At 71.2% G+C, this 26,609-nt stretch carries 22 protein-coding genes; 8 read left to right on the forward strand and 14 right to left on the reverse strand.

The features are described 5' to 3' along the window. Nucleotides 1-58: 58 nt before the first annotated feature. Nucleotides 59-2,689 (reverse strand): replicative DNA helicase, encoded by a 2,631-nt coding sequence (locus LQF12_RS16220; RefSeq protein WP_231053936.1) that lies wholly within the window; start codon nucleotides 2,687-2,689, stop codon nucleotides 59-61. Nucleotides 2,690-2,989: 300 nt separating this feature from the next. Between LQF12_RS16220 and LQF12_RS16225 the strand changes: the two genes are divergently transcribed. Beyond that, on the forward strand, nucleotides 2,990-4,339 hold the full coding sequence (locus tag LQF12_RS16225) for an MATE family efflux transporter (RefSeq protein WP_231053937.1): 1,350 nt from the start codon (nucleotides 2,990-2,992) through the stop codon (nucleotides 4,337-4,339). 138 nt (nucleotides 4,340-4,477) lie between these two features. Here the strand turns inward: LQF12_RS16225 and rplI are convergent, their stop codons facing one another. The 5 genes from rplI to LQF12_RS16250 all read right to left on the reverse strand — a co-directional run bounded on the left by rplI (nucleotide 4,478) and on the right by LQF12_RS16250 (nucleotide 8,536). Next, complete coding sequence (gene rplI / locus LQF12_RS16230; protein WP_231053938.1) at nucleotides 4,478-4,930, reverse strand: 50S ribosomal protein L9; 453 nt, start codon at nucleotides 4,928-4,930, stop codon at nucleotides 4,478-4,480. 17 nt (nucleotides 4,931-4,947) lie between these two features. Next, the gene (rpsR, locus tag LQF12_RS16235; protein WP_231053939.1) at nucleotides 4,948-5,193 is read right to left on the reverse strand and encodes a 30S ribosomal protein S18; all 246 of its coding nucleotides are present in this window, start codon (nucleotides 5,191-5,193) and stop codon (nucleotides 4,948-4,950) included. A 56-nt stretch (nucleotides 5,194-5,249) separates the two neighbouring features. After that, nucleotides 5,250-5,786 (reverse strand): single-stranded DNA-binding protein, encoded by a 537-nt coding sequence (locus LQF12_RS16240; RefSeq protein ID WP_231053940.1) that lies wholly within the window; start codon nucleotides 5,784-5,786, stop codon nucleotides 5,250-5,252. 25 nt (nucleotides 5,787-5,811) lie between these two features. Continuing rightward, nucleotides 5,812-6,102, reverse strand: coding sequence for a 30S ribosomal protein S6 (gene rpsF / locus LQF12_RS16245; protein ID WP_231053941.1), 291 nt, complete (start codon nucleotides 6,100-6,102; stop codon nucleotides 5,812-5,814). Between the two features lie 286 nt (nucleotides 6,103-6,388). Next, on the reverse strand, nucleotides 6,389-8,536 hold the full coding sequence (locus LQF12_RS16250; protein ID WP_231053942.1) for a transglycosylase domain-containing protein: 2,148 nt from the start codon (nucleotides 8,534-8,536) through the stop codon (nucleotides 6,389-6,391). Between the two features lie 535 nt (nucleotides 8,537-9,071). On the opposite strand from LQF12_RS16250, the gene LQF12_RS16255 reads away from it, so the two are divergent. From LQF12_RS16255 to LQF12_RS16265, 3 genes are all read left to right on the forward strand, one after another. After that, nucleotides 9,072-10,139 carry an inositol-3-phosphate synthase gene (locus tag LQF12_RS16255; RefSeq protein ID WP_231053943.1) on the forward strand — a complete coding sequence of 356 codons (1,068 nt, stop codon included), beginning with the start codon at nucleotides 9,072-9,074 and terminating at the stop codon, nucleotides 10,137-10,139. A 117-nt stretch (nucleotides 10,140-10,256) separates the two neighbouring features. After that, entirely contained in the window at nucleotides 10,257-10,640 is a 384-nt protein-coding gene (locus tag LQF12_RS16260) for a TFIIB-type zinc ribbon-containing protein (RefSeq protein ID WP_231053944.1), read from the forward strand. A 78-nt stretch (nucleotides 10,641-10,718) separates the two neighbouring features. Next, nucleotides 10,719-11,768 (forward strand): zinc-binding dehydrogenase, encoded by a 1,050-nt coding sequence (locus tag LQF12_RS16265; protein ID WP_231053945.1) that lies wholly within the window; start codon nucleotides 10,719-10,721, stop codon nucleotides 11,766-11,768. On the opposite strand, the gene LQF12_RS16270 is transcribed toward LQF12_RS16265, so the two are convergent. From LQF12_RS16270 to LQF12_RS16300, 7 genes are all read right to left on the reverse strand, one after another. Further along, complete coding sequence (locus tag LQF12_RS16270) at nucleotides 11,759-12,298, reverse strand: signal peptidase I (protein WP_231053946.1); 540 nt, start codon at nucleotides 12,296-12,298, stop codon at nucleotides 11,759-11,761. The two genes, LQF12_RS16265 and LQF12_RS16270, sit on opposite strands and share 10 nt — an antisense overlap. After that, entirely contained in the window at nucleotides 12,295-12,750 is a 456-nt protein-coding gene (locus tag LQF12_RS16275) for a hypothetical protein (RefSeq protein WP_231053947.1), read from the reverse strand. Before LQF12_RS16275 ends, LQF12_RS16270 begins: the two co-directional genes overlap by 4 nt. Further along, a complete protein-coding gene (locus LQF12_RS16280; protein WP_231053948.1) occupies nucleotides 12,747-13,388 on the reverse strand; it encodes a hypothetical protein in 642 nt (213 codons plus the stop codon). The genes LQF12_RS16275 and LQF12_RS16280 overlap by 4 nt, the downstream gene beginning before the upstream one ends. A gap of 3 nt (nucleotides 13,389-13,391) precedes the next feature. Continuing rightward, the gene (locus tag LQF12_RS16285; protein ID WP_231053949.1) at nucleotides 13,392-14,015 is read right to left on the reverse strand and encodes a SipW-dependent-type signal peptide-containing protein; all 624 of its coding nucleotides are present in this window, start codon (nucleotides 14,013-14,015) and stop codon (nucleotides 13,392-13,394) included. 37 nt (nucleotides 14,016-14,052) lie between these two features. Beyond that, the gene (locus LQF12_RS16290; protein WP_231053950.1) at nucleotides 14,053-14,682 is read right to left on the reverse strand and encodes a SipW-dependent-type signal peptide-containing protein; all 630 of its coding nucleotides are present in this window, start codon (nucleotides 14,680-14,682) and stop codon (nucleotides 14,053-14,055) included. A 200-nt stretch (nucleotides 14,683-14,882) separates the two neighbouring features. Next, a complete protein-coding gene (locus LQF12_RS16295; protein ID WP_231053951.1) occupies nucleotides 14,883-16,346 on the reverse strand; it encodes a catalase in 1,464 nt (487 codons plus the stop codon). Further along, nucleotides 16,343-16,861 (reverse strand): Fur family transcriptional regulator, encoded by a 519-nt coding sequence (locus LQF12_RS16300; protein ID WP_231053952.1) that lies wholly within the window; start codon nucleotides 16,859-16,861, stop codon nucleotides 16,343-16,345. Before LQF12_RS16300 ends, LQF12_RS16295 begins: the two co-directional genes overlap by 4 nt. A gap of 94 nt (nucleotides 16,862-16,955) precedes the next feature. Between LQF12_RS16300 and LQF12_RS16305 the strand changes: the two genes are divergently transcribed. Beyond that, nucleotides 16,956-18,269, forward strand: a complete 1,314-nt coding sequence (locus tag LQF12_RS16305) for an MFS transporter (protein WP_231053953.1) — start codon at nucleotides 16,956-16,958, stop codon at nucleotides 18,267-18,269. A gap of 58 nt (nucleotides 18,270-18,327) precedes the next feature. On the opposite strand, the gene LQF12_RS16310 is transcribed toward LQF12_RS16305, so the two are convergent. Further along, complete coding sequence (locus tag LQF12_RS16310; protein WP_435531200.1) at nucleotides 18,328-19,953, reverse strand: CCA tRNA nucleotidyltransferase; 1,626 nt, start codon at nucleotides 19,951-19,953, stop codon at nucleotides 18,328-18,330. A 36-nt stretch (nucleotides 19,954-19,989) separates the two neighbouring features. On the opposite strand from LQF12_RS16310, the gene LQF12_RS16315 reads away from it, so the two are divergent. Genes LQF12_RS16315 through murJ form a run of 3 tightly spaced genes read left to right on the forward strand, consistent with a single transcriptional unit; the run spans nucleotide 19,990 to nucleotide 26,550 of the window. Beyond that, nucleotides 19,990-20,517 carry an NUDIX hydrolase gene (locus LQF12_RS16315; RefSeq protein ID WP_231053954.1) on the forward strand — a complete coding sequence of 176 codons (528 nt, stop codon included), beginning with the start codon at nucleotides 19,990-19,992 and terminating at the stop codon, nucleotides 20,515-20,517. Nucleotides 20,518-20,554: 37 nt separating this feature from the next. After that, on the forward strand, nucleotides 20,555-22,858 hold the full coding sequence (locus tag LQF12_RS16320) for a DUF6049 family protein (RefSeq protein WP_231053955.1): 2,304 nt from the start codon (nucleotides 20,555-20,557) through the stop codon (nucleotides 22,856-22,858). Continuing rightward, nucleotides 22,858-26,550 carry a murein biosynthesis integral membrane protein MurJ gene (gene murJ / locus LQF12_RS16325; RefSeq protein ID WP_231053956.1) on the forward strand — a complete coding sequence of 1,231 codons (3,693 nt, stop codon included), beginning with the start codon at nucleotides 22,858-22,860 and terminating at the stop codon, nucleotides 26,548-26,550. The genes LQF12_RS16320 and murJ overlap by 1 nt, the downstream gene beginning before the upstream one ends. The last annotated feature ends 59 nt before the right edge of the window (nucleotides 26,551-26,609 follow it).

The raw sequence follows: 26,609 nt of genomic DNA on the forward strand, positions 1-26,609 counted from the left end.
CCGGCTGCCAGCCCGGGCCGGCGGGCTCGTCCGAAGCGCCCGACGGCGTTGCCGGGCATCAGTGGGCCATGTCGACGAACCGTGCGTAGTGCCCCTGGAACGCCACCACGATCGTGTCGGTGGGCCCGTTGCGGTGCTTGGCCACGATCACGTCGGCCTCGCCGGCACGGGGCGACTCCTTCTCGTACATGTCGTCGCGATGGAGCAGGATGACCATATCGGCGTCCTGCTCGATGCTGTTGTGGACAGCGATACCGTTCGCCACGAAGTTGTGGTTGCCCGCCACTGTGGCGTCATAGACCTCCTCCACGCCGTCCGGGGTGATGGACACCACCGAATCCCAGAGAAGGTCATTGACGGCCATCACCTCCAGCTCCTGGCTCTCCAGGAGGGTCGCCACCCTCCCGAGCCGCGCGCGCGATGGGGAACGCCTCCACATCGTCGAGCCGCAGAACTGTGTGCCCATGGCCGCGGCGAACTCACGATGAGTCATCGCACGCTCCGCCAGCACGTCCCGAACGTCGGTCCACACCTCTCGGGGCACTGTGTCGACGTTGGTGTTGGCTTGTACATCGCGGATGATTGCGAGGAGCCTCTCGGCCTGCTGCCCACGGGAACCGTGCACGCCGATCTCTTGGAGGAAGCGCCGCTGATCGTCCACCCCTGAGAGGTCGACGCTGTAGTTCGGGCGATACGCACCCTTGACGGTCGCGCGAACGCGCGTGGAGATCCCGAACCTGAGCAGGAGTCGGCTCAATCCGTCAGCCAAGCGGCGCGAGGTCGTGGCGTAGTAGATGCGGCCAGATCGTGCGCCCTTCGTGATGGTGACCGAACCGTCCGTGCTCCACAGGTGCCGGATGAACAAGGCAATCTGGGCCTTGGGCAGGTGGAAGACGGGATCGGGGATGAACTTCTCGTGACTGCGGCGACCGAACAGCGAGAACTCGTCCAGCCAGGAAGCAATGGGGTTTCTCCTGCCGTGAGTCAACCGGTACGGCGCGGGCAGCCGGAGCGTGGTGCACCGGGCAGCCGGGTAGTCGTCGCGCTGGGCCGTGATCCCGAACGCTTCGGCTGCCGTGGTCACTGCCGTCAGGTTGTCCGGATCGACGGAGGCGTACCGGATCGGCTGGCGCGGCACGAACGAGCCGTCACCGAGGAGGTGGGCGAGCATGATGACCTTCCGGTCATCCCACTCCATCGATTCGCTCGGCGCAGGCACGTGGCGTGGCACACCGATCCTCGAGCCTTCCTCCAGCTCTCCCAATGGCGTCCATCCCGAGTACGTGAGAAACGGATGGTTCGCAGTCGCACGGATCTCCTTGCCGGAGGCCAACCGCAACCGGTACACCTGCTTCGTCCCCGTGCTGAAGACGTGCGTGAGGTGACGGCGAACGTACTTGAGACGATCGTCCAGCGCCCATACCGGGACGTCCGTCGCACCCTGACGGAAGAGTTCACCCATCGTGACCTCGGCACCGGTGTCGGCGCGCAGCACTGTGGTCTCGGCCGTCAGGCAGCCGGACTCACGAAGGTCGCTCACCTGTGGCTTCTTGTCCGTGCGCTGTTCCGAGCCACGGTTCAGCTGCGAGATCGCGATCACCGGAACCTCGAGCTCCTTCGCGAGGAGCTTGATCGCGCGGGAGAACTCCGAGACCTCCTGCTGGCGGGACTCGACCCGCTTGCCCGAGCTCATCAGCTGCAGGTAGTCGATGATGACGAGCTTGAGATCGTTGCGCTGCTTCAGGCGGCGGCACTTGGCCCGGATCTCCATCAGCGACATGTTCGGGCTGTCGTCGATGTAGAGCGGTGCCTCGGACACCTTGCCCATCGTGCGGGCCAGCCGCGTCCAGTCCTCGTCGCGCATATTGCCCTTGCGCATATTCTGCAGCGGCACCTGCGACTCGGCCGAGAGCATACGCATGGTGATCTCGTTGCGGCTCATCTCCAGCGAGAAGATGACCGACGTCAGCCCGTTCTTGATCGAGGCTGCCCGGGCGATGTCCAGTCCCAGGGTACTTTTCCCCATCGCCGGCCTGGCCGCCACGACGATCATCTGCCCCGGGTGCAAGCCGTTCGTCAAGGCGTCCAGATCCGCGAACCCCGTGGGCACGCCGATCATCCCCTCCCCACGATGGGAGGCGGCGTCGATCTCCTCCATGGTGGAGTTGATGACGTCCTTCAGCGGCACGTAGTCCTCGGAGGTGCGCCGCTCGGTGACGGCGTAGATCTCCGCCTGTGCGGTGTTGACCAGATCGTCCACGTCGCCGCCGTCGGTGGCGTAACCGAGCTGGACGATCCGCGTTCCGGCATCGACCAGACGGCGCAGCACCGCCTGCTCGCGCACGATCCGCGCGTAGTAGCCGGCGTTCGCCGCCGTCGGCACCGACGACAGCAGCGTGTGCAGATAGGGCGCCCCACCGATCCGGCTGAGCTCACCGCGCTTGGTCAGCTCGGCCGCGATCGTGACGGCGTCCGCCGGCTCCCCCCGCCCGTACAGGTCGAGGATGGCGTCGTAGATGGCCTCGTGCGCCGGCCGGTAGAAGTCGTTGCCCCGCAACACCTCGACCACATCGGCGATGGCGTCCTTGGACAGCAGCATCCCGCCGATCACCGACTGCTCGGCCGCGACGTCCTGCGGTGGGGTGCGATCGAAGCTCTCCGGCGCCTCGGTGATCTCGGAGACGCTCATCGCCGCACCATCCTCTGCTCCACCAACACCGGTTCCTCCCTCGCCACGACCACGTCACCCAGGCCTATCAGGGACCACCGACACGGCACCGGGCGACGGTACGCACTCGCCCACACCGTGGCAAGCGGCTGCTCATGCGCCCTGGGGACGAAGACGTCCTAGGCTGTGCACGGCCTGTGGAGGACAGTGCTCGTGGTTGTGCACAGGTCGGCAGCGGCCATGTGGACAACCGTTCAGACCCCAGTGATTGCCGTGGTCCTGGCGCCCACCGCCTGTGGACAGAAGAAAGTCGGAGGATCCGTGGACGACACGCCGGACGCACAGGCGCGACCCGCCGGGCGCGTACTCGATCGCCGCATCCTTGACCTCGCGCTGCCCGCCCTCGGCGCCCTCGTGGCCGAGCCGCTGTTCGTCCTGATCGACTCCGCCGTCGTGGGCCATCTCGGAACCTCTCAGCTCGCGGGCCTCACCCTCGCCTCGACCCTGCTCATGACCACCGTGGCGCTGTTCATCTTCCTCGCCTACGCCACCACGGGCGCGGTGGCCCGGCGCCTCGGCGCCGGGGACGAGAAGGGGGCCCTCGCCGTCGGGATGGACGGCATCTGGCTGGCGCTCGGACTGGGCGCACTGCTGCTGATCGCCGGCTACGCCGCCGCGGATCCGGTGGTCCGCGCGATGGGCGCGTCGGCGGAGGTCGCACCCCATGCCCTGGCGTACCTGCGCAGCAGCCTCCCCGGCATCCCCGGGATGCTCGTGGTGCTCGCCGCCACCGGCGCGTTGCGGGGTCTGCAGGACACCCGCACGCCGCTGCGGGTCGCCGTCACCGGCGCCATCGCGAACGCCGCCGGCTCGGTGCTCCTCGTCTACGGCGCCGGGATGGGGATCGCCGGGTCGGGCCTGGCGACGGCGGTGGTCCAGATCGGCATGGGTGTGTGGCTGATCCGGGTGGTCGTGCGGGCGGCACGGGCCCGAGGGGTCTCGCTGCGGCCGGCGCCCGGCGGGATCCTCGCGAACGCGCGGGCGGGGCTGCCGCTGCTCATCCGCACCCTCACGCTGCGGGTGGCGATCCTGCTCACCGTCGCCACCGCCACGTCGTTGGGCAGCGTGCCACTCGCGGCGCACCAGATCGTCAACTCGGTGTGGGGGCTGGCCGCGTTCGCGCTGGACGCCCTCGCCATCGCGGCACAGGCGCTGGTCGGCCACGGACTCGGGGCGCGCCGGCCGGAGGAGGTCCGGGCCGTCGTCCGGCGGTGCCTGCAGTGGGGCACGCTCGCCGGGGTCGGGATCGGTGTGGTGATCGCGGGCCTCGGCGGGTTCCTCACCCCGCTGTTCACCTCCGACCCGGCGGTGCAGCACGCCGCGCACCTGGGACTGATCGTCATCGGAGTCCTGATGCCGGTGGCCGCCTGGCCGTTCGTCCTCGACGGGGTGCTGATGGGCGCCGGCGACGGCGTCTATCTCGCCGTCGCCGGAGCGATCGCGCTCGTCGTCTATCTGCCGCTGCTCTGGGCGGTCGCGAGATGGGCGCCCGAGGGCGCGCTGGGTCTGGTCTGGCTGTGGATCGCCTTCGCCGGCGGCTTCCTGGGCGCGCGAGCGCTCACGACATGGCTGCGCTCACGCGGTAGCCGGTGGATGGTGCTCGGAGTCTGAACGCATCTGACGGGCCTGGGATCAGCCGCGCCATATCTGGCACGGACCTCGCGTGGGCCGTCAGTTGGTGACGGCCCACCCCCGGACGCACGACGGCCCGGCCACCCTGGGGTGACCGGGCCGTGCGTCGGCGGAACGTCAGGCGCCGGGGACCACGTTCAGGTCCACGGTGGCCGAGACGTCGGCGTGCAGGCGCACCTGCACCTGGTGGCTGCCGAGGCTCTTGATCGGCTGACCGATCTCGATGGTGCGACGGTCGACCTGCTGACCACCCGAGGCCTTGATGGCATCGGCGATGTCAGCGGTGGTGACCGAACCGAACAGACGGCCGTTCGGGCCGGCGTTGACCTGCACCACGAACGTCTTGGCCTGCAGGGAGTCCCGCACCGCGCGAGCATCCTCGATCGAGGCGATCGCACGCTTGCGGCGAGCCGCGGTGATCTGGTCGATCTGCTTCTGCCCACCCTTGGTCCACGGAGTGGCCAGGTTGCGCGGGAGCAGGAAGTTACGGGCGTACCCGTCCTTGACGTCGACGATGTCGCCGGCAGTGCCGAGGCCGGTGACCTCGTGGGTGAGAATGAGCTTTGCCATGGCTGTTCCTCCCGGCCTCAGCGAGCAGAGCTCGAGTAGGGGAGCAGGGCCATCTCACGGGCGTTCTTGACGGCCCGTGCGATCTGACGCTGCTCCTGGACGGAGACACCGGTCACTCGGCGGGCGCGGATCTTCCCGCGGTCCGAGATGAACTTCCGCAGCAGCGCGGTGTCCTTGTAGTCGATGGGCCCCTCGAGCTTGACGGTCTTGAGGGGATTGGCCTTCTTCTTCACGACAGGCTTGCGGTTGTCGCGCTTCGCCATTGTTCTGTGCTCCTTGAATACTCGCGCCGCTCACGCGGGCGCGCAGTGGTGATGGTCTAGAAGGGAGGCTCGTCGCCGAAGCTCGAGCCACCCGTTGCCCACGGGTCCTCGGACTGGCCACGCGAGGGCTGTCCCCCGCCGTAGCCGCCCTGGCCACCCTGGTCTCCGCCGTAACCGCCGCCGGCGTTCCCGCCGCCGCCGAAGCCGCCACCACCGCCGCCACCACCGCGCTGGGCGCGGGTGACCTTGGCCGTGGCGTACCGCAGCGAGGGGCCGACCTCGTCGACCTGCATCTCGACGACGGTGCGCTTCTCACCCTCCCGGGTCTCGAAGGAGCGCTGGACGAGACGGCCCTGAGCGACGACGCGCATGCCCTTGGTGAGGGACTCCGCGACGTTCTCGGCCGCTTCACGCCAGATCGAGCACCGCATGAACAGCGTCTCGGCGTCCTTCCACTCGTTCGACTGACGGTCGAACGTGCGGGGGGTGGACGCGATCGTGAAGTTGGCTACGGCTGCACCCGACGGGGTGAACCGGAGCTCCGGGTCGGCCGTGAGGTTGCCGATCACGGTGATGACGGTCTCGCCTGCCATGACGCTCCTTTACGGGAGAACGCGCTCAGCGCGTCTCGGGTCGGATGAGCTTGGTGCGGAGAATGGACTCGCTGAGGCCGAGCTGGCGATCGAGCTCCTGGGCGAGCTCCGGCGTCGCGTGCATGTCCACGACGGCGTAGATGCCCTCGGGATTCTTCGCGATCTCGAATGCCAGGCGGCGCTTGCCCCAGATGTCGACGTTGTCGACGGTCCCACCACCACTGGTGATGACGTTGAGGAACTTCTCGAGCGACGCGGGAACCGTGCGCTCGTCGATCGCCGGGTCGAGAATCACCATCAGTTCGTAGTGACGCATGCTTGAACCCACCTCCTTCGGACTAGGCGGTCACGGTCCTTCCGTGACAGGAGGGTGATGCGTGCTCTCGTGCCCGCTCGCCGGACGGGTGCCCGGCATGACGGTGCACGAGATTCCCCACCAGCCTACCGGACCGGCGCGACATCCCGGGCGTGATCTCCGCGACGCCGCCGAGTGACGCATCTGCGGCAGAGCGAGCGACCGTCAGCAGTGGCTCCGACTGACCGCGGGGCGAGGGACCTACCGGCGGCAACGGGTCAGACTGCGGGCGGCGTGTCGGACGGCCCTATCCCCCGCCGGACCCGCCTGACCCACCGTCGGACCCGCCGTCCGAACCCTCGCCCGAACCTCCGTCGCTGCCACCGTCGGGATCCTCCGACGGTTCCTCGGTCGGCGTCGGGGAGGGCGACGGCGTCGGACTCGGGGTGGGCTCCTCGGTCGGTGTCGGCGTCGGGGTCGGAGTAGGCGTCGGCGTCGGCTCCTCGGTGGGCTCCTCGGTCGGCTCCTCGGTGGTCTCCTCCTCCGTCGGCTCCTCGGTAGGCTCCGGCGAGGGCTCGCGCTGCGGCGGGTTCGCCGGCGGCACGTACACCCGCTCGGGCGCGGACCGCTCCGGGAACTCCTCCACGGCGAGGCCCTCGACGGCGGAACTCATGTACTGCGTCCAGATGTCGGTGGGGTAGCTCCCACCGGAGATCGGCGCCACGCCGCCCCAGCCATCCACCATGGAGACCTCTTCGCCGTCGGCCCCGATCTGGTACATCGCCACCGAGGTGGTGATCTGCGGCACGAAGCCCACGAACCACGCCGATCGGTAGTCGTTGGAGCTACCGGTCTTGCCGGCCGCCGGCCGGCCGATCTGCGACGCCGTCTCACCCGTGCCGCTCTGGACCACCTGCTGCATCGCGAAGGTGGCGTCGGCGACCACCTGGGCCTCGACCACCCGCTCCCCCTCGGCGCCACCGGTGTAGACGACGTCCCCGTCGCGGTTGGTCACCGACCCCACGATGAACCGCTCGTGGTGCACGCCGCCGGAGGCGATGGTCGAGTACGCCTCGGCCATGTCCGCCGGGTGCGGAGAGGCGGTGCCGAGCACGTTGACCAGGTTGCCCTCCAGGCCGGAGGTGTCTTCGGGCAGGCCGAGCCGGTGCGCGACGTCGACCAGGTTGTCCGGGCCGTACTCGTTGTTGAGCTGGACGTAGGCGGTGTTGACCGAGTTCTCCGTGGCCGTCACCAGGTCGATCGAGCCGCGGTTGATCCGGTCGAAGTTGTTGACCTCGAACCCCTCGATCTCCATCGGGGCGTAGCTGGGGTAGCGCTGCTCGAGCGTGGCGCCGTTCTCGAGCGCCGCGATCAGTGCGAACGGCTTGAACGTGGAGCCTCCCTGGGCCACATCCTGTGTGGCGGCGTTGCGCTGGCGCTCCACGAAGTCGGGCCCGCCGTAGAGCGCGAGGATCCCGCCGGTGCTGTTGTCGATCGAGGTCAGCGCCACCCGCACGCCGTCGGGAGTGTCCTCGGGCAGGTTCTCGGCGGCCTCCACGGCCTGGGCCTGGAGATCGGCGTCGATGGTGGACGCGATCTGCAGACCGCCGCCGTCGATCTCGTCCTCGGTGAAGCCGGCGGCGATCAGCTCCTCGCGGATCATCGCCAGCAGGTACCCGTTCGGCCCGCCGTAGGTGTCGGTGCGGGTGGGCTCGGCGACCTCGGGGAACTCCTGGGAGTCCGCCTCGGCCTGGGTGAGCACGTCGTTCTCGACCATGAACGACAGCGTCCGCTCCCAGCGCGCCTGCGCCTGGTCGGGGGCCACGGCCGGGTCCCAGTTGCCCGGCGAGGGGATGATGCCGGCCAGCAGCGCCGACTCCGAGACCGTCAGCTCCGAGGCCGGGTGGCCGAAGTACTCCTGCGCGGCACGCTCGATCCCGTACGCCCCGCGGCCGAAGTAGATGGTGTTCATGTAGGCGCCGAGGATCTCGTCCTTGCTCTGCTGCTGGTCGATCTTCAGCGCCAGGATGGCCTCCCGGAACTTGTCGACGTAGCCGGAGGTCTGGCCGGTGTAGTACCGCTCGACGTACTGCATCGTCAGGGTGGAGCCACCCTGGGTGTCGTTGCCGCGCAGGTTGTTCCACAACGCGCGCGCGATCGCCACCGGATCGACGCCGACGTTGGAGTAGAAGCGGCGATCCTCGGAGGCCACGATCGCTGCACCGACGTGCTCGGGCACCTGTGCCGGGTCGACGATCTCGCGATCGACCTCTGCGAACGAGCCCATGCTCGTCTCACCGTCGGCGTAGGTGATGTCCGAGCCCTCGGCGAGGGCGAAGTCGTCCGGATCGGGCACCTCGACCATGGCGTAGGCGATGCCGAACAGGACCGCCCCCACGAGCACCAGGCTGCCCGCCGCGCCGAGCAGGAAGCGCCAGCCCGGCAGCCAGCGCATCACGGGGCCCTTGCCCCGGCGCGGGTAGTTCCAGAACCGCTTCCTGCCCCCGCCGCGCGCGCTCGCGGCGGTGCCGGCGGCTGCCGACGCCGGCCGCTTGCCCGACGGCGCACCCGACCCTCCCGAGCCCGAGCGCCCCGCGGAGGTGCTCAGCCCGGAGTCACGTACGCTGCGCCGCTTCGGCGCACTGTCACCCTCGCGGCCGGAGGAGTCCGATGATCCGCGACCTGTACCTCGTCCTTGTGCCACTGGGGGCCTTCCTGGTCGTCCTGGCCCGCACGGGGTCCGCCGCGCGTGCGCACTCTCCCCAGTATGCGTTCCACTCCTGGACCCCGCCGCCGCTCTTCACGTGCCTTCCACACAATCCGCGCCCCGCTGGTGAGCGTGCTCACACCGCGCCCGACGGCGGCCGCTGCCACAACGAGCCCACCTCGCCCTACCATAGGTACCAGACATACCTATCGGTTTGTCACCTCGCGCTAGTCATCCCGGCACCGCCGTCGACGGCCGGTGCCGCCACGTCAAGGAGAGAACATTGAGCAGCATCCGCGTAGCGATCGCGGGGGTCGGCAACTGCGCCGCCTCCCTCGTCCAGGGCGTGCACTTCTACGCTGACGCCGACCCCGCCGGCTCCGTCCCCGGCCTCATGCACGTGCAGTTCGGCCCCTATCACGTCCGCGACATCGAGTTCGTCGCCGCATTCGACGTCGATGCGAAGAAGGTCGGCTTCGACCTGTCCGAGGCGATCGGCTCGAGCGAGAACAACACCATCACGATCGCCGACGTCCCGCCGCTGGGGGTCTCGGTCCAGCGCGGCCCGACCCTGGACGGGCTCGGGAAGTACTACCTGGAGACGATCGAGGAGTCACCGGCCGCCTCGGTCGATGTGGCCGCGGCACTGCGCGAGTCGCAGGCGGACGTGCTCATCTGCTACCTCCCCGTGGGTTCGGAGGAGGCGGCCAAGCACTACGCCCAGGCCGCGCTGGATGCCGGCGTCGCGTTCGTCAACGCGCTGCCGGTGTTCATCGCCAGCGACCCGGTGTGGGCGCAGAAGTTCACCGACGCCGGGGTGCCGATCGTGGGCGACGACATCAAGTCCCAGGTCGGGGCGACCATCACCCACCGGGTGCTGGCGCGACTGTTCCAGGAGCGGGGTGTGGTGCTGGACCGGACCTACCAGCTCAACGTCGGCGGCAACATGGACTTCAAGAACATGCTCGAGCGGGACCGCCTGGAGTCGAAGAAGGTGTCCAAGACCCGGGCCGTGACCTCCAACGTGGACCACGATCTCGGCGCCCGCAACGTCCACATCGGCCCCTCCGACTACGTGCAGTGGCTCGACGACCGCAAGTGGGCCTACGTGCGCCTCGAGGGGCGCGCGTTCGGCGAGGTGCCCCTCAACCTGGAGTACAAGCTCGAGGTGTGGGACTCACCCAACTCGGCCGGCATCATCATCGACGCCCTGCGCGCGGCCAAGATCGCCCAGGACCGTGGGCTCGGGGGTCCGGTGCTGGCAGCCTCGGGCTACTTCATGAAGTCCCCGCCCGAGCAGTACGAGGATCAGGCCGGCCGGGTGAAGGTCGAGGAGTTCATCGCGGGCTGAGCGACCGATCGCTCGCCGGCCCGCGATGGTCCGGCGAGCGATCCGGGGCGCCGGCTCCCGGAACTCCCGGCCGGGGCCACGCGTTGAGCACGCTGGACCTGCCTGAAGGAGAGTGCGATGAAGTGCCCCACCGATGGCGCCACACTCGTGATGAGCGAACGCAGTGGCGTCGAGATCGACTACTGCCCCGACTGCCGCGGCGTCTGGCTGGACCGCGGCGAGCTCGACAAGATCATCGACCGGGCGGGTCCGGACCCGCTCGGGCAGACCACGCCCCCGCCTCCCCCGGCGGCGAGGTACGAGCCGGCTCCCGTCGACGAGGGTCGCTACGGCAGCCCGTTCGACGACGGCCCCGTCCCGGGACCGCCACCGCCCCCGGCGCCGATGCCGGGGTACGGACACCCGGGCGGCCGCGGCTATCACCCCGACGACCGCCGCGACCCGCGCTACCGTCGCAAGCGCAAGGACAGCTGGCTCGAGGACCTGTTCGACTTCGACTGAGGCGTCCACGATGAGGGCGGCCACGCACCACCGTCGAGGCCTGCCTTACGGTGGGGGCAGCGACGAAAGGGAGCACAGGTGCTGGCCTACGAGTACGGCAGCGACGGCCGATTGGCGTTGCGCGAGAAGGACGTCCCGAGAGCGGCCGAGGGCGAGGTGACCATCGACGTGGTCGCCGCCGGCATCTGCGGCACCGACCTGAAGATCGCCCGCGGGCAGCACCGGCTGTTCCCGCCCGGCACGGTGCGCGTGCCCGGCCATGAATCGGTGGGCCGGGTGCGCGAGAACCGCTCCGGGCGCAGCGACCTGGAGCCCGGCACGCCGGTGGCCATCGCCCCCAATATCGCGTGCGGGCAGTGCCCCCCGTGCCGCAAGGGCCTGGGGCCGCTGTGCGAGGACTACACCTCCGTGGGGCTGACCTTCGACGGCGGTTTCGCCGAGGTCGTGCGGGTCACCGCCCGGGGTGTCGCGGGCGGGAACGTGCTGCCGCTCCCGCCGGGGCTGGACCTGATCACCGCGGCGATGATCGAACCGGTCGCGGCCGTGGTGCGCGGCCTGCGCCCGCTGCGACTGACGAGCGAGGACACCGTGCTGGTGTGCGGCGCCGGCCCGATCGGGCTGACCGCGGTGGTGCTGGCCAAGCAGGCGGGCGTGCGCCGCATCATCGTCAGCCAGACCTCGGCCGCCCGCCGTGAGCTGGCACGCCACTACGGTGCCGACGAGACCATCGACCCACGCGCGGTGGACCTGGTCGAGACGGTGTTCGAGCTCACCGACGGCATCGGTGCCGAGGTGGTCATCGCCGCCACCCCGGTGCACCAGGTGTTCACCGACGCCGTCCGGGCCGCCGCCAAGGGCGGCAGGGTGAACTTCTTCGCCGGCCTCCCCTCCGGCAAGGGTGAGGTCACCGTGGATGCGAACCTCATCCACTACCGCGAGCTGCTGGTCACCGGCTCGACGGCGAACACCGCCGCCGACTGCGCCGAGGCGATGGAGATCGTCGCGAGGGCACCGGAGGCGTTCGCCGAGCTGATCACCCACCGGGTGCCGCTGCGCGAGGCTGACCGGGCGTTCGAGCTGGCCAAGGCCGGCGAGGCGCTGAAGGTGCTGCTCGAACCTCAGGCCTGATCGGCCGTCGCGGGTGGCTCCTTGCCCGAGCGATCCCGGCCGCGGCGGGGCCAGAACGCCCAGGTGACCAGCGCCGTCGCCGTGACGGTGAGGCCGCCCAGCACGAACGGGTGGCCGAACCACACGACGACGGAGGCCAGGTAGGGCACGGACGCCAGCACCAGCCGCACCCGCTCGACCGTGTAGGGGGCCGGGTCCGGGTCCTCGTTCGCGTCGCCCTGCATGGTGAAGGTGACCGACTCGCCGTCGGTCTCCAGGATCTCCAGCACCCGGTGCGTGACCGGGAGGGCGCCCGGGCGGTCGACGGTGACCACGTCGCCGGGCTCGATCTCGGTGGCGGGGATCTCCTGGACCACGGCGACCGATCCGGCCGGGATGGTCGGGGCCATCGAGCCGGTCGAGAACATGATCAGCGTGATGTTCATGACCACGGCCAGGACGACGGCGAGGATGCACAGGCCGCCCCCGACGGCGAGGGCGGTGAGGGCGGCGTCGCCGAGGCGGGCGAGGGTCGGGCGTGGGCGGGTCATGTCCAATAGCAATCACCGATGAGGCCACCGACCACTGTCACGATCTGACCATTGAGCCAGGCACTCTGCCACGAGCCCGACACCACGCGCACCTGGAACGTGCGTGTGGTCTGAGCCAGGGCCGCGGAGACCTGACGTTCTCGCGTACTGCTGGTCAGGGTTCCGTTGCTTGCGACACTTCCGTCGGATCTCAGGACTCGCCACTCATAGCTGAAACTGCTGGGAGCGGGTTCCGGGGCGAGCCATGTAAAGGTTGAGGTGCCGCTCAGTACGCCGATCGTGCAGGTGCCCGCCCGAGGTGAAGCAAGCGTCGCCGCCATCACCGACGCCCGCGCGACCTCGGCGTCCGTCCAGGCCGCCGTCGTCGGCTCAGGCCCCCCGGCCGCCACGGCCGCGAGCACCAGCACACCAGCCGCCGCGAGCGCCGCCCGCACCCGCCTCCCGCCCGTCATCGCAGCCTCCGCCGGGCCACGACCGCGATCGCCGCCCCGAGCAACACCGCACCGAGAGCCAGCACGGCCGGCCACAGCAGTGAGGCGCCCGTGGTCGGAAGGCCCACCTCGCCGTCGGTGGAGATCTCATCACCGGCCCCCTCGGCGAGCAGGCGTAGCGTAGTCGAGGCCGGAGCGGTGGCCTCCTCCGAGAGCTGGACGCTCACGCGGTACCAGATCGCCTCGGCGGCGGCCTGCGTGGCGATCTCCAGCGAGGACCCGCCGGTCACCGGTACCCGGTCGAGCACCGCGCGGCCACAACCGCTCGCCTCGGCCTCGCAGGCGGCGACCGAGACGGTGAACCCGCCCTCGGCCTGGACGGCCACCAGCGAGAGGTCGATACTCCCCTCGGGTTCGTTCGCGGACACCTGCACGTCCCACGGCACGGACTCGCCCGGCTCCATCGACCTCATCGCCGCGCGGTCCTGCACCGAGACCAGGCGGAGCACGTCACCGACGATCTCCTCGCGCTCGGGCCCGGCAGCGGCCGAGGCCGCCGAGCCCGCGGCCACCAGCAGCACGCCGGCGGTCAGCACCGCGCACACGGCGCGTGCCATCGGTGCGGCCCGGGCCGGGCACGGACGAGGGATCAGGTCCACGGGCTACTCCGACGTCGCCAGGAACTGCCAGGTGGCGATGAGCGTCTGCCCCTGGGCGTCGGTCGAGGCTCCGGCGATCATGCTCATCCGCACACAGAAGGACACCGTGCTCCCCGCCGCCGCCGTCAGTGGCCGCGCGTTCGGCAGCACCGCCGTGGCCAGCGCGGTCTCGTTCGGCACGATCACCGGGGCGGAGGTGTTGGTGAACAGCGCGGCGTTGCACGACGATCCGCTAGGGATCAGCCGTACGGCGTATCGCATCGCGTTCTGCAGCGCGGCCGGTCCCGCGATCGTCGGGGTCTGCATGGTCACCGAACCCCCGACGGTCGAGGATGCCGTGGTCCGGACGCCGAAGCTCGTGTACCCGGCCGTTCCGGGCGAGAAGGCGGGGACCGCCGGCGAGAAGGCGAGCGTGGCCGCGGAGCCGCTGGTGGGATGTTCGGAGAACGCACCCCCGTTCACCGACCCCACCACACCGAAGGTGCTGGCGGTGACCGTGGTGGTGGCGTACTCGCTGTCGTTCCACGCCGCCAGGGTCACCGCACTGCCGAGGCCGAGCACCAGCCCGCCGGCGAGCAGCGCACGCAGCCGGAGCAGCCGCGTGCGCCGCGGGCCCGAACCCCTCACCCGGGCGTGCCGTGGTTCGTGCCGCGTGCGCCCCACGTCACTCAGAGGTCGCGGTGTACTGCCACACGGCGGTGGTGTCGCCACCCTGCTCCAGGTCCTCGCCCGCGGTGACGACGGTGCACAGCAGCACGGCCTCGCCGGGCTCCGTGGTCGGGTCGCCGATGGTCAGCGGCACGGTCTCGCCGGCGACGGCCGGGTCGTCGGTGAGGGTGTCACCGGAGCCGAGGAGGGTGCCCTCGGTCGCGGTCTCGTCGCAGGTGGCGTCCACGGCGATGGCGTAGATCTCGTAGCTGAGGTTCTCCGAGTTCGTGCCCGTGCCATCGGTGGAGTCGAGGGTGACCAGGTCGAGCGTGGCCGGGCTGGTGGTCTCGGCCGCCAGGCGCACCCAGAACGGGGCGTAGACCACGTCCTCGGGCGCCAGGTTGTCGAACGGCGCGGTGAACGTGAGCTCGGCGGCGCCGCCGGCGGACTCGTGATCGGTGTAGCCCTCCGTGGCGCCCGTCGTCGAGCCCTGCAGGTCGAACTGCCCGGCGGTGAACAGGCCGGAGGCGAACTCGCTGTCGTTCCAGGCGGCGAGCGTGACGGCGGCGCCGACGCCCAGGACGAGCCCTCCGGCGAGAACGGCGCGGACCTTGCGGCTGCGGGTGGAGCGGTGGACCTCGGTCATGGTGTCTTCCCCTCGTGGTGACATATGCGGCGTCGACACGCGCCCAGCGCCCGGCCGTACCCCGTTGTTGAACAGCAGAGTAGGCCGGGTTGAACGGACGATCAAGGTGGGGCGGGCCACACACGACAACGGCGCCCGCCCCTCGAAGGGGGCGGGCGCCGTCGTGCACGGGCTGCTCGTCAGCCCGGTTCAGCTCGCTCTCAGCTCACCGAGGCCCCGCGCAGGGCGTGCACGGCCTCGCGCACCCGACGGCCCAGATCGGCGTCCACCTGGTCCCAGTAGGCGAAGGCACGCTCGCGGATGTCCTCCGAGCGGACCTCGCCCACGTGCCCGGCGATGTTGCCCACGAGCCGCTCGCGGGCGGCGTCGTCGAGGACCTCGCGCACGAGCGTGCCGGCCTGGACGAAGTCGTCGTCCTCGGCGTGCAGGTTCTGCGCCGCCCGCTGCATCTCGCCGTCGGACTCCCAGTTGCCCTCACCGGCCGCGGCCGGGTCAGCGGCGGGCCCGCCGAAGCTGTTCGGCGCGTACACCGGGGTGTCGGCCGGGCGGAAGTCGTGCCGCATGGCGCCGTCCTTGGAGTAGGAGTGCACCGGCGACTTCGGGGCGTTTACCGGCAGCTCGGCGTGGTTGGTCCCCACCCGGTAGCGGTGCGCGTCGGCGTAGGAGAAGATCCGCGCGAGCAGCATCTTGTCCGGGCTGGCCGCGATGCCCGGCACGAAGTTCGAGGGCGCGAACGCCGCCTGCTCGATCTGCGCGTGGAAGTTCTCCGGGTTCTTGTTCAGCGTCATCGTGCCGACCTCGATCAGCGGGTAGTCGCCCTTGGGCCACACCTTGGTCAGGTCGAACGGGTTGAACCGGTAGGTCTTGGCGTCCTCGTACGGCATCACCTGCACCTTGAGCGTCCAGGAGGGGAAGTCGCCGGACTCGATCGCGTTGTACAGGTCGCGCCGGTGGTGGTCGGCGTCCTGACCGGCGAGCTCGTCCGCCTCGGCAGCGCTGAGGAACTCGTTCCCCTGGTTGGTCTCGAAGTGGTACTTCACCCAGAAGCGCTCACCTTGAGCGTTGATCCACTGGTAGGTGTGGGAGCCGAAGCCGTCCATGTGGCGCCAGGTGGCGGGGATGCCGCGGTCGCCCATCAGCCAGGTCACCTGGTGGGCGCTCTCCGGGGAGAGACTCCAGAAGTCCCACTGCATGTCGTGGTCGCGCAGCGCCGAGCCGGGCAGGCGCTTCTGGGAGCGGATGAAGTCAGGGAACTTGATCCCGTCCCGGATGAAGAAGACCGGGGTGTTGTTGCCGACCAGGTCGTAGTTGCCCTCGCTGGTGTAGAACTTCACCGCGAATCCGCGCGGGTCGCGCCAGGTGTCGGGACTGCCCTGCTCCCCGGCCACGGTGGAGAAGCGGATCAGCATGTCGGTCTCCGCGCCCGGCTGGAACAGCGCCGCCCGGGTGTACTTCGACACGTCGCCGGTGGTGACGAAGGTGCCGAAGGCGCCGCCGCCCTTGGCGTGGACCACGCGCTCGGGGACGCGCTCGCGGTTGAACTGCGCGAGCTTCTCCACCACGTAGTGGTCGTGCAGCGCGATCGGGCCGGTGTTGCCGACGGTGAGCGAGTGCTCGTCACTCGCCACCGGGGTGCCGGTGTTGGTCGTGGTCACATCGGTCATACGGGACTCCTGGTGGGATCGGGGACGGGTTGTCCGGGAATGTCGAGGGGTGGGTACCGGCCGGCCTCGTGCCCGCCGGCCACCTGGCTGCTCTCGCAGGAGGCGCAGATGCCCTGGAAGAGCACGTCCGCCGTCAGGACGCGCATGCCGGTGCCGGGCGCGGGGGTCAGGCACGGCGCGTGCCCGACGATGCAGGGCACGTCCTCCACCGCGCCGCACCGGATGCACATCACGTGGTGGTGGTTGTCGCCGATCCGGGTCTCATAGCGCGCCGGGGAACCGGGGGTCTCGAGCTTGCGCAGCAGCTCCCACTCGGTCAGGTCGGCGAGCACCTGGTACACCGAGGGTGCAGTGAGGTCGGGCAGTGCGGTGCGCGCCTCGTGCAGGATCGCCTCCGCACTGGCGTGCGGCAGCCGGTGCGCGGCCTCGAGCACGGCGAGCCGCTGGCGTGTGACCCGCCGGCCCATGGCGCGCAGGGCGGCACTCCAGGCGTCGCGGCTCATCGGTGCGGTCATCGCCCCGACCCTAGCACGCTATTACGATCGATTCGCAATAAGGCTGACCTTGCCTGCCACGGCTGAGGAGCGGCAGGCGATAGATTGCGCAGCGATGAGCGTCCTGACCGACCTGCGCACCGTCGCGGTCCACCGCGGCTTCCGCCGCCTGTTCACGGTGCGCCTGGTCTCCCAGAGCGGGGACGGGATGTTCCAGGCCGGCCTGGCCACGCTGTTCTTCTTCTCCCCGGAGAATCTCGCGACGGCCGAGGCGGTGGCAGCGGCCTTCGCGGTGCTGCTGCTGCCGTTCACGATCGTCGGTCCGTTCGCCGGACCGCTGCTGGACCGCTGGCGACGGCGGCAGGTGCTCGCCGTCGGCAACGCCGCGCGGGTCGTGCTGGCACTGGCCCTGGCCGTGCTGATGGTCACCGACGGCGTGTCCGTGGCCGTCTACGTCCTCGCCCTGGTCACGCTCGGGGTGAACCGGTTCCTGCTCGCCGCACTCTCGGCCGCCCTGCCCCGCGTGGTGCCGCGCGAGCAGCTGCTCATCGCCAACACCCTCAGCCCCACCCTCGGCGCGGTCGCCGCGGTACTCGGGGCCGGCGTCGGGTTCCTGCTGGGACTGCTGGTGCCGGACGGGCCGGGCAAGGACGGACTCGTGCTGACCCTCGCCGCCGTCGTCTTCGGCCTCGCCTCGCTGCTGGCGCTGCGGCTCGGCAAGGATCAGCTCGGCCCCGACCTGGGCGCACGGCTGCGCGGCGCGGGCCAGGCGTGGGCGGACATCCGCGCCACTGCCGCGGACCTGGTGGCCGGGGCGCGCTATCTGGTGGCGCGGCGCACCCCGGGGGCGGCCCTGGGCGTGATGGCCACCCACCGGTTCCTCTACGGCGTGAACTTCATCGCGCTGATCCTCATCTCCCGCAATCTGCTGGCCGACCCGGCCGACCCGGCTGCGGGGCTGGCGATGTTCGGGCTGCTCTCGGGCATCTCCTTCGCCGGGAACGGACTGGCGATCGTGCTGACGCCGCTGGCCCACGAGCGGGTCTCCCCGTCGACCTGGGTGGTCATCTGCCTCGGGCTGGGGGCACTGAGCCAGGTACTGATGGCCACGGCACCGACGTTCGCGGTCATCGCCCCGGCGGCGGTGCTGATGGGCCTGGCGGTGCAGGGAGCCAAGATCGCCGTCGACACCATCGTGCAGCGCGATACCGCCGACGGCTACCGGGGTCGCGCCTTCTCCCTCTACGACACCCTCTACAACGGGGCCTTCGCCGGGGCCGCGGCGGTGGCGGCCGCGGTGCTACCCGACACCGGCTGGTCCCGGGCGGTGTTCCTCGCTCTCGCGGTCCTCTATCTGGTGCTCGGGGCGGGCTACCGCTCCGCCGTCAGGGCCCTGCGGGACGAGCCCCGCCCGGTGTCCGCCGGCTGAAGCGAACACCTCGGCTGGTGCGCGCCGCCGGCGGACGCGTGCTACGAATCGACCGCGTTCAGGCCTGCCGGTTCTCCCACCAGGTGAGCAGCTCGGTCGTGGCCTGCTCCCGCGACATCGGGCCTTGCTCCATCCGCAGCGCCAGGAGGTGCTGATAGGCGGCACCGACCTCACGGCCGGGCCCGATCCCGAGGATCTCCATGATGGCGTTGCCGTCGAGGTCGGGCCGGATCCGGCCCAGCTCCTCCTGTTCGGCGAGCGCCGCGATCCGGTTCTCGAGATCGTCATAGGCGTGGGACAGCCGCGCGGCCTTGCGCCTGTTCCGGGTCGTGCAGTCGGCGCGGGTGAGCCGGTGCAGCCGCTCGAGCTGGTCCCCGGCATCGGTGACGTAGCGCCGCACCGCCGAGTCGGTCCAGGAGGCCTCGCCGTAGCCATGGAACCGCAGGTGCAGGGCCACGAGCTTGGAGACCGCCTGCGTGGTCGCCTTGTCGAAGCGCAGCGCCTTCATCCGCTTGGTGGTCATCTTCGCTCCGACCACTTCGTGGTGGTGGAAGCTCACGCCACCGCCCGGTTCCATCCGGCGGGTGGCCGGCTTGCCGATGTCATGCATCACAGCCGCCAGCCGCAGCACGAGGTCGGGCCCGGGCACGGCACCGTCCGGGCCGGTCTCGAGATCCATCGCCTGGTCGAGCACGGTCAGCGTGTGCTCGTAGACGTCCTTGTGGCGGTGGTGCTCGTCGATGGTCAGCTGCAGCGCGGGCAGCTCGGGCAGCACATGGTCGGCGAGACCGGTGTAGACCATCAGCTCCAACCCGCGCCGGGGGGCCGGGGCGAGGAAGAGCTTGACGAGCTCGGCCTGCACGCGCTCGGCGGAGACGATGTCGAGGCGGCCGGCCATCGCCGTCATCGCGGCCAGCACCCCGGGGTGGACGTCCATGGCGAGCTGGGCGGCGAAGCGCACGGCGCGCATCATCCGCAGCGGGTCGTCGTCGAAGGACTGCTCGGGCGCAGCGGGGGTCCGCAGGATCCGTTCGGCCAGGTCGCTGAGCCCGCCGAATGGGTCGACGAAGACCAGCTCGGGCAGGCGCAGCGCCATGGCGTTGACGGTGAAGTCACGGCGGGACAGGTCGCCGTCGAGGGTGTCGCCGTAGACCACCTCGGGCTTGCGGGAGGTGGCGTCGTAGGCCTCGGTGCGGTAGGTCGTCACCTCGACGACGACGTCCCCCCGGCGTGCCCCGATGGTCCCGAACTCCTTGCCCATGTCCCAGTGCGCGTCACCCCAGCGCGCCAGGATCTGCTCGGTCTCGTCCGGGCGGGCGCTGGTGGCGAAGTCGAGATCGGCGCTCACCCGCCCCAGGAAGGCGTCCCGCACGGGCCCGCCGACGAGGGCGAGCTCATGCCCGGCGTCGGCGAAGGTGCGACCGAGCTCGATCGCCTGCGGGGAGTGCTCGGCGATCACCTCGAGGGCGGTACGCAACAGCTCGACGGGCTCGGCGTTCTCGGCGGGTCGGTCGGAGGTCGGCACAGCCGTCCAGCCTGCCACGTTTCCGGGCAGGTCTCGCACCGAATCCGCCGCCGCCCAGCGGATCGGGAGCGCTGCGGGCGCGGCCCGGGGCACGGCGGCACACCGGGGATTCACGCCGTCGGCGGCCTCGCGCGAGTGGGGGTCCACCCGGCCCGGCATGACGCACCTACGCGTGGCCTTGATTACAGTGTTGTTATGTCCGCCGCGATCCCGACCCCTGGCCCGCGGGTGCCCAGGCCCCCGCAGCCGGTGCGGTGGCGGCGCCCGCAGGCCTCCGGGCTGCCCGTGGTCGACGAGACCTCGGCGGGCGGCCTGGTGGTCGCCGTCCGCGGCGGACAGGCGTTCACGGCCATCATCGCCAGGCGCAACCGGGCGGGCCGGCTGGAGTGGTGCCTGCCGAAGGGGCACCTGGAGGGGGTGGAGACCGCCGAGCAGGCCGCCGTCCGGGAGATCGCGGAGGAGACCGGCATCGAAGGACAGGTGCTGCGCCACCTGGCGACCATCGACTACTGGTTCGCCGGCCACGACCGGCGCGTGCACAAGGTCGTCCACCACTACCTGCTCGAGGCGCTGCGCGGGGAGCTGACGATCGAGAACGACCCCGATCACGAAGCCGAGGACGTCGCGTGGGTGGGGCTGACCGAGGTCGCCTCCCGGCTGGCGTATCCGAACGAGCGGCGGGTCGTCGCCACGGCGCGCGCGATCCTCGAGGGTCGCGCGTGACGGGCCGCTGGTGATCCGGGCCCGATCCGAGGAGCCCATGGACGAGCCTGACCGCACGCACCAGGTGCGCGCTCGCCTCCTCGCGCGCTGGTGCGCGCTCACGCTCGTGCTGGTGGTGCTGGGCGCCGGCCTGGTGGCACCGGGCGGGACGCTCGGCACCGTCCCCGCGGCCGCAGCGCCGGTGCCCGGGGAGGTCACCTTGGAGCTCACCGAGATCTCCCCGGCGGTGACCCGTCCGGGCGACGACATCGAGATCACCGGCACCCTCGCCAACGGCACCGACGAGCCCCTCACCGCACCCCGCATCCAGTTGGTGCTGCAGTTGCACGTGCCCGCCACCCGCGGGGCCTTGGACTCCTGGCTGGCCGACGAGAACTCCTTCAACGCCCAGGTCTTCGCCGTCGAGTATCTTCCCGACGACGTCCCCGCTGACGCGAGCGTCCCCTTCAGCATCGTCGTCCCCGCAGACCGCAGCCCCTTCGGAGCGGGCTCGGCGTGGGGCCCGCGGGGGATCGAGGTGCGGGCCGTCTCCCAGGGGCAGGCACTGGCCGGGGAGCGCTCGGCGCTGCTGTGGTACCCCGACGAGCCGCAGCTCAGCGCCCCGACCGAGCTGTCCGTGCTGGCCCCGCTGACCCCGACGCCCCAGGAGTGGAGCGCATCGGTGGACCAGGGCGTCCCGGTGCTCGAGGAGTCCGCGCCGCGGCTGGCGCAGGTGCTGGAGCAGATGCCGGACGACGTCGCGTGGGCACTCGACGCTGCCCTGCTCGAGTCCGTCCCGGCCGACGTCCCCGTCTCCGATGCCGGCGAGCAGGAGGAGACCGGGGACACGGCCCCGGACGAGATGACGCCGAGCACGACCGAGGACGGCACCGCGGACCCGGACACCACCACCGGCGAAGAGGCCACGACCGAGGAGTCCCCGGACGCACCGACCGGCGACGCTGACGAGACCGAGGGAACCGAGGACACCGAGGGCGGGGACGGCACCGAGGACCCGACCGACACCGGCGAGACCAGCGAGACCGAGGACAGCGAGGAGCCGGTCACCGCCTCGTCCGTGCTCGAGGGCCTGATCGACGGCGCGGCCGAGCGCGACCTCATCGCCCTCGGCTATGCCGACGCCGATCAGTCGGTGCTCCAGGGCAGCGCGGGCGGTTCCCTGTTGCGCGCAGGCGACGAGCGGGCCCGGGCCCTGCTCGCCGAGCACGGGGTGCTGCCGCTGGAGGACGTGACCTGGCCCGCGAGCGCCGACGCGTCCTCCGTGGCCGCACTCGCCGCCGTCGACACCCGCGCCGTGGTCCTGCCCGCGCAGGCCCTGCCACCGCTGGACCAACTGAGCTACACGCCCTCGGGGCGCACCCGGATCGAGACGGCCGCCGGGCCACTGGAGGCGCTGCTGTGGGACGAGGGGCTCTCGGCGGTGCTGACGGCGGACGCGAGCGCTCTGCAGGTCCGTCAGACGCTGCTCGCCCAGACCGCCGTCATCGCCCGCGAGCGACCGGCGGACGCTCGTGGCCTGCTGGCCGCACTCCCGCGCGACCTGGGCGCCGACAGCGAGGAGCTGGCAGCCGCGACGAGTGCCCTCACCTCCCTCGAGCAGGCGCCCTGGGTGGAGACGACCAACCTGCGCAGCCTGCTGGGGCGTACCGACACCGGGGAGGTCCGGGAGGTGCTCAGCCCGAGCCCGACGAGCGGTTCGCCCCTCTCCGCCGGGACCGTGGCCGACCTCGACCGGGCCTGGTCGAACCTCGACGCCTTCTCGCAGGTCACCGATGAGCCTGCGCAGTTCCGCGATGACCTCGCCCCGCAGATCCTGACCGGCCTGTCCTCCGCGCTCACCCGCGCACCCCAGACCCGGTCCACCGTGGTCTCGACCGCGCTCGAGGCCTCGGCCGATCTCACCACCCAGATCAGGGTGGAACCAGGCAGCGAGGTGTTGCTCGTCGCCGCCTCCGGCGAGATCCCGATCACGATCGAGAGCGGGCTCGCCGTCGGTGCCACCGTCGCCGTCCGGCTGGTGCCGCAGGATCCGCGACTACGCGCTGAGGAGACCGTGCTCACCCAGATCCCGCCCGGGGGTGCCACCACCGCCCGGCTGCCCGTGACCGCCGTCGCCAACGGCAACGTCGATGTCTCGGTGGAGATCCTCACCGCTCCCCAGGGCGAGGTCCTGACCGAGGCGGACCCGTTCCGGGTCCGGGTGCGCGCCGACTGGGAGAACACCGGAACGGCCATCATCGCCGGGGTGCTGCTGCTGGGCCTGGCGTTCGGGATCGCCCGCACGATCCGCAAGGGTCAGCGGCGGTACGAGCCCGCGGCCCGCAGCGACGGGAGCGCCTGATGGCCGGTAGCTCGGGCCTGGCCGGCTCGGCCGCCCTGATGTTCTCCGGGACCCTGGTCTCCCGGGTGCTGGGGGTGCTGCGCAACGCGCTGCTGGTGGCCGCCATCGGCGTCACCGGCAGCGGAGCGGCGAACGCGTTCTCGGTAGCCAACAAGCTGCCGAACATCATCTTCATGCTGCTCGCCGGCGGCATCCTGAACGCCGTCCTGGTGCCGCAGATCGTGCGGGCGATGCGCAAGGACGACGGCGGCGCCGAGTACGTCAACCGGTTGCTCACCCTGGCCGCGACCGTCATGGGGCTGATCACCCTGGCGCTGACGGCCGCCTCCGGCGCCCTGATCACCATCTACGCCGCCGACCTGCGCGACGAGCCCTGGATGCCGGTGGCCGTGGCGTTCGCGATGTGGTGCATCCCGCAGTTGTTCTTCTACGGGCTGTACACCCTGCTCGGTCAACTGCTGAACGCACGCAGCAACTTCGGGCCCTACATGTGGGCGCCCGTTCTCAACAACGTCATCTCGATCGCGGGGCTGGTCGCCTACCTGGTGGTCTTCGGCGGGTTCGCGACCGATCCGGCCGGCGTGGGTGAGTGGGATGCCGGGCGCATCGCCCTGCTCGCCGGTCCGTGGACCGTCGGCGTGATGGCACAGGCGTTCATCCTGGTGGTGCCGCTCCACCGCAGCGGCTTCCGCTACCGGCCCCGGTGGGGGCTGCGCAACACCGGCCTGCGCTCGGCGGGCCGGGTGGCGCTGTGGGCATTCGCGGCGCTCGCCGCCGGCCAGGTGGGGTACCTCGCGATCTCCAACGTCGCCGCCGCTGCCGGGGCCCGCGCCGGCGCCGTGGCCGTCCCCGAGAGCGTGGCCGGCAACGCCGCCTATGACAACGCCTTCCTGATCTTCATGTTGCCGCAGTCGCTCATCACGGTCTCCCTGGTTACCGCGATGTTCACCCGGCTCAGCGAGCACGCCGCCTCGGGGCGGGCCTTCGCCGTGCGCGACGATCTCTCCCGGGGGCTGCGCACACTGGCGGTGTTCACCGTCTTCGCCGCGGCCGCCTTCATGGTGCTGGCGATCCCGCTGACCCAGGTGGTGATGTTCGGGCAGGCCGAGTTCGCCTCCTATCGGGCGGTGGCCCACGTGCTGGTCGCCATGCTGGTGGGCCTGCCGGCGATCGCGATCTGGACGATGGCGCAACGGGTGTACTTCGCCTACGAGGACGCCCGCTCGCTCTTCCTGATCCAGGTACCGATGGCGGTGCTGCAGATCGTGGGCAGCCTGATCAGCTTCCTGGTGCTCGAGGTGCAGTGGTGGGTGGTCGGTGCCGGAGCCGCGACAGCGCTCTCGAACGTGTTCGGTGCGCTCGTGGCCTACCTCGCGCTCCGGCGGAAGTTGCCCAACCTCGACGGCGCACGGGTGTTGCGCACGCACCTGCGGGTGGTCCTTGCCGTGGTGCCCCCGACGCTTCTCGGGTGGGGCGGACTGCACCTGTGGGGGGCCCAGACCTCCTTCGCCGGGGCCGTGGTGCGGGTGCTGGTGCTCGGTGGCGCGATGGCGCTGGTGTACCTGGTGCTGCTGAGGCGGCTACGCGTCGACGAGCTGGACCAGCTCACCGACCGGGTGGCGGTCATGCTGGCGCCACTGACGCGCCGGCTGGCTCCGCTGACCTCACGGCTCCGCACGCCTCGACCGTTGCGTACGATATGGACCACGATCGTCGGTGAACGCACGGGGACAGGAGGGGTGGCGGTGGCCCAGGGCACCAGCACGTCCCTCGAGCCCGGGACCACGCTCGCGGACCGGTACGTGCTCGAGGCCAGCGGCCCGGCCGAGCTGCCCGGAGCGACCGCGTGGACGGGCCACGACGAGATCCTGCAGCGGCCGGTCCAGATCACCGTGCTGCAGGGCGACCAGCGCGACGAGGCGATGGATGCCGCGCGCCGCGCCGCACTCATCTCCGATCCGCGGCTGCGGCGGATCGTGCGCGTGGGCACCCACGACGAGGCTGCCTTCGTGGTGAGCGAACCGGCCGGTGGCGAGTCGCTCGCCGCACTGGTGCGCGAGGGACGGCGGCTGCCCGCGGCCCAGGCCCGTGCACTGGTGGGGGAGGCGGCCACGGCGCTCGAGCTCTCCCGCAAGCGCGGTGTGCATCACCTCTACCTGCGCCCGGGTGCCCTGCACATCGGAGCCGACGGCGCCGTGCAGCTCAGTGGGCTGGCGGTCGATGCCGCGCAGGCCGGGATCGTCCCCACCGATACCCGCGGTGCGGCGCGCACCGACGCCGTCGATCTGGTCGCCTTGCTCTACGCCGCCCTGACCGGCTGCTGGCCCGGCGACCCGGACCGATCGGGGGGCCTGCCCGCGGCTCCCCGCTCCGGCGACGAGCCGTTGCCCCCACGCGAGCTCGCCGACGACGTCCCCCACGATCTGGACACCCTGTGCGCGGTCACCTTCGGACCGCACGAGGACGGACCCTTCACCGCCGGCGAGCTCGTACGTGAGCTCGCGCCCTGGGACGAGCCGGCCGCCGTGACGCCGATCCCTGCCGCGACACCGGCCGCGCCGGCCTCCGCGGGGCCGGCGGCCGAGACCGGCGGCGCCGCGGACGATGCGGACGCTACGGCCGACGAGGACGAGGCGGCGGCTGCGGACGAGGCGGCTACGGACGAGCCCGACGAGGGCGAGAACGCCCCGGAACAGCCTGCGGATCCCAGCACCTGGACACCGCCGGCGCCCCCGGCCCAGCTCCAGCCCATGGCCTTCTCCCACGTGGTCGGAGACAGTTCCGCCGAGACCCCGGCCGGCTATCACGCCCGGCACGCGCCCACGGCCACTCACGCCGCCGGTGGCGGGCACGCACCGGGCCCCCGTCGGCCGGTGCCGCCGGCCCTGGGCTGGGACACCCCCGGCGACCGGGCTCCCGAACAGCCCCGGCCCTCCGCCTCCACGCCGTCCGTGCTCGACACCCTGGGCGCCTCGCTCAGCGCCGTCGGAGCCGCCGTGCGACGGCGGTTCACCCGCCGCGGCGAGGACGGGTCCGGGGAGGAGGAGCGTTTCAACCCGACGCCGTTCGTGATCCTCGCGATGGTCGCCGCCGTGGTGGTGGCACTGGTGCTGGCGATCGGCTCGCTCCGCCAGGCCGCCACGTCCTTCGACCCGGACGAGTACACCCGCGAGCCGATTGCCCCAACCACCCCTGCGGAGCCGACCGGCGATCCCGAGGAGGAACCCGCCGAGGAGTCCCCGGAGCCGACCACCGAACCGCCCGCGTCCGCCGAGATCGCCGGGGCGCAGTCGCTCGATCCCTCCACCGGGGTCGGCGACAACGAGGATCTCGCACGCTTCGCCGTCGACGGCGACCCGGAGACCACCTGGCAGTCGTTGCGCTACGACAACCCGAGCTATGGCATGAAGGAGGGCCTGGGCTTCGCCGTTGTGCTCGAGGAAGCGTCCACGGTGACCTCGGTGACCGTGGACGTGCAGGGCTCGGGGGGCCTGCTCCAGGTGCGCGCCACCAGCGCGGACGACCCGTCCGGTGGTGAGGTGCTCGCCGAGGGCGAGATGGGTTCCGACGTCACCTACACCCTGTCCGAGCCGACCGAGCTGGACACCGTCGTGCTGTGGTTCCCCGAGCTCCCCGTGGCCGACTCCGACGGACGCAACCGGATCGAGCTGGCCGAGATCGTCGTCGACTGAGGCTGCCGGCCTACCGGGAACATCGGCCCCGCAGGCATGGTTGAGCCAGGCAGTGACCC

Source organism: Ruania suaedae (assembly GCF_021049265.1).
Taxonomy (GTDB): domain Bacteria; phylum Actinomycetota; class Actinomycetes; order Actinomycetales; family Beutenbergiaceae; genus Ruania; species Ruania suaedae.

Excerpts from the sequence above, each read along its gene's own strand:
- LQF12_RS16320 (WP_231053955.1), top strand. The coding sequence starts at position 20,555 with ATGGACGAGCCTGACCGCACGCACCAGGTGCGCGCTCGCCTCCTCGCG.
- LQF12_RS16250 (WP_231053942.1), bottom strand. The coding sequence starts at position 8,536 with ATGCGCTGGCTGCCGGGCTGGCGCTTCCTGCTCGGCGCGGCGGGCAGC.
- LQF12_RS16220 (WP_231053936.1), bottom strand. The coding sequence starts at position 2,689 with ATGAGCGTCTCCGAGATCACCGAGGCGCCGGAGAGCTTCGATCGCACC.
- LQF12_RS16300 (WP_231053952.1), bottom strand. The coding sequence starts at position 16,861 with ATGACCGCACCGATGAGCCGCGACGCCTGGAGTGCCGCCCTGCGCGCC.
- murJ (WP_231053956.1), top strand. The coding sequence starts at position 22,858 with ATGGCCGGTAGCTCGGGCCTGGCCGGCTCGGCCGCCCTGATGTTCTCC.
- LQF12_RS16270 (WP_231053946.1), bottom strand. The coding sequence starts at position 12,298 with ATGACCCGCCCACGCCCGACCCTCGCCCGCCTCGGCGACGCCGCCCTC.
- LQF12_RS16315 (WP_231053954.1), top strand. The coding sequence starts at position 19,990 with ATGTCCGCCGCGATCCCGACCCCTGGCCCGCGGGTGCCCAGGCCCCCG.
- rplI (WP_231053938.1), bottom strand. The coding sequence starts at position 4,930 with ATGGCAAAGCTCATTCTCACCCACGAGGTCACCGGCCTCGGCACTGCC.
- LQF12_RS16240 (WP_231053940.1), bottom strand. The coding sequence starts at position 5,786 with ATGGCAGGCGAGACCGTCATCACCGTGATCGGCAACCTCACGGCCGAC.
- LQF12_RS16295 (WP_231053951.1), bottom strand. The coding sequence starts at position 16,346 with ATGACCGATGTGACCACGACCAACACCGGCACCCCGGTGGCGAGTGAC.
- LQF12_RS16290 (WP_231053950.1), bottom strand. The coding sequence starts at position 14,682 with ATGACCGAGGTCCACCGCTCCACCCGCAGCCGCAAGGTCCGCGCCGTT.
- rpsF (WP_231053941.1), bottom strand. The coding sequence starts at position 6,102 with ATGCGTCACTACGAACTGATGGTGATTCTCGACCCGGCGATCGACGAG.
- LQF12_RS16310 (WP_435531200.1), bottom strand. The coding sequence starts at position 19,953 with ATGCCGGGCCGGGTGGACCCCCACTCGCGCGAGGCCGCCGACGGCGTG.
- LQF12_RS16275 (WP_231053947.1), bottom strand. The coding sequence starts at position 12,750 with ATGACGGGCGGGAGGCGGGTGCGGGCGGCGCTCGCGGCGGCTGGTGTG.
- rpsR (WP_231053939.1), bottom strand. The coding sequence starts at position 5,193 with ATGGCGAAGCGCGACAACCGCAAGCCTGTCGTGAAGAAGAAGGCCAAT.
- LQF12_RS16305 (WP_231053953.1), top strand. The coding sequence starts at position 16,956 with ATGAGCGTCCTGACCGACCTGCGCACCGTCGCGGTCCACCGCGGCTTC.
- LQF12_RS16260 (WP_231053944.1), top strand. The coding sequence starts at position 10,257 with ATGAAGTGCCCCACCGATGGCGCCACACTCGTGATGAGCGAACGCAGT.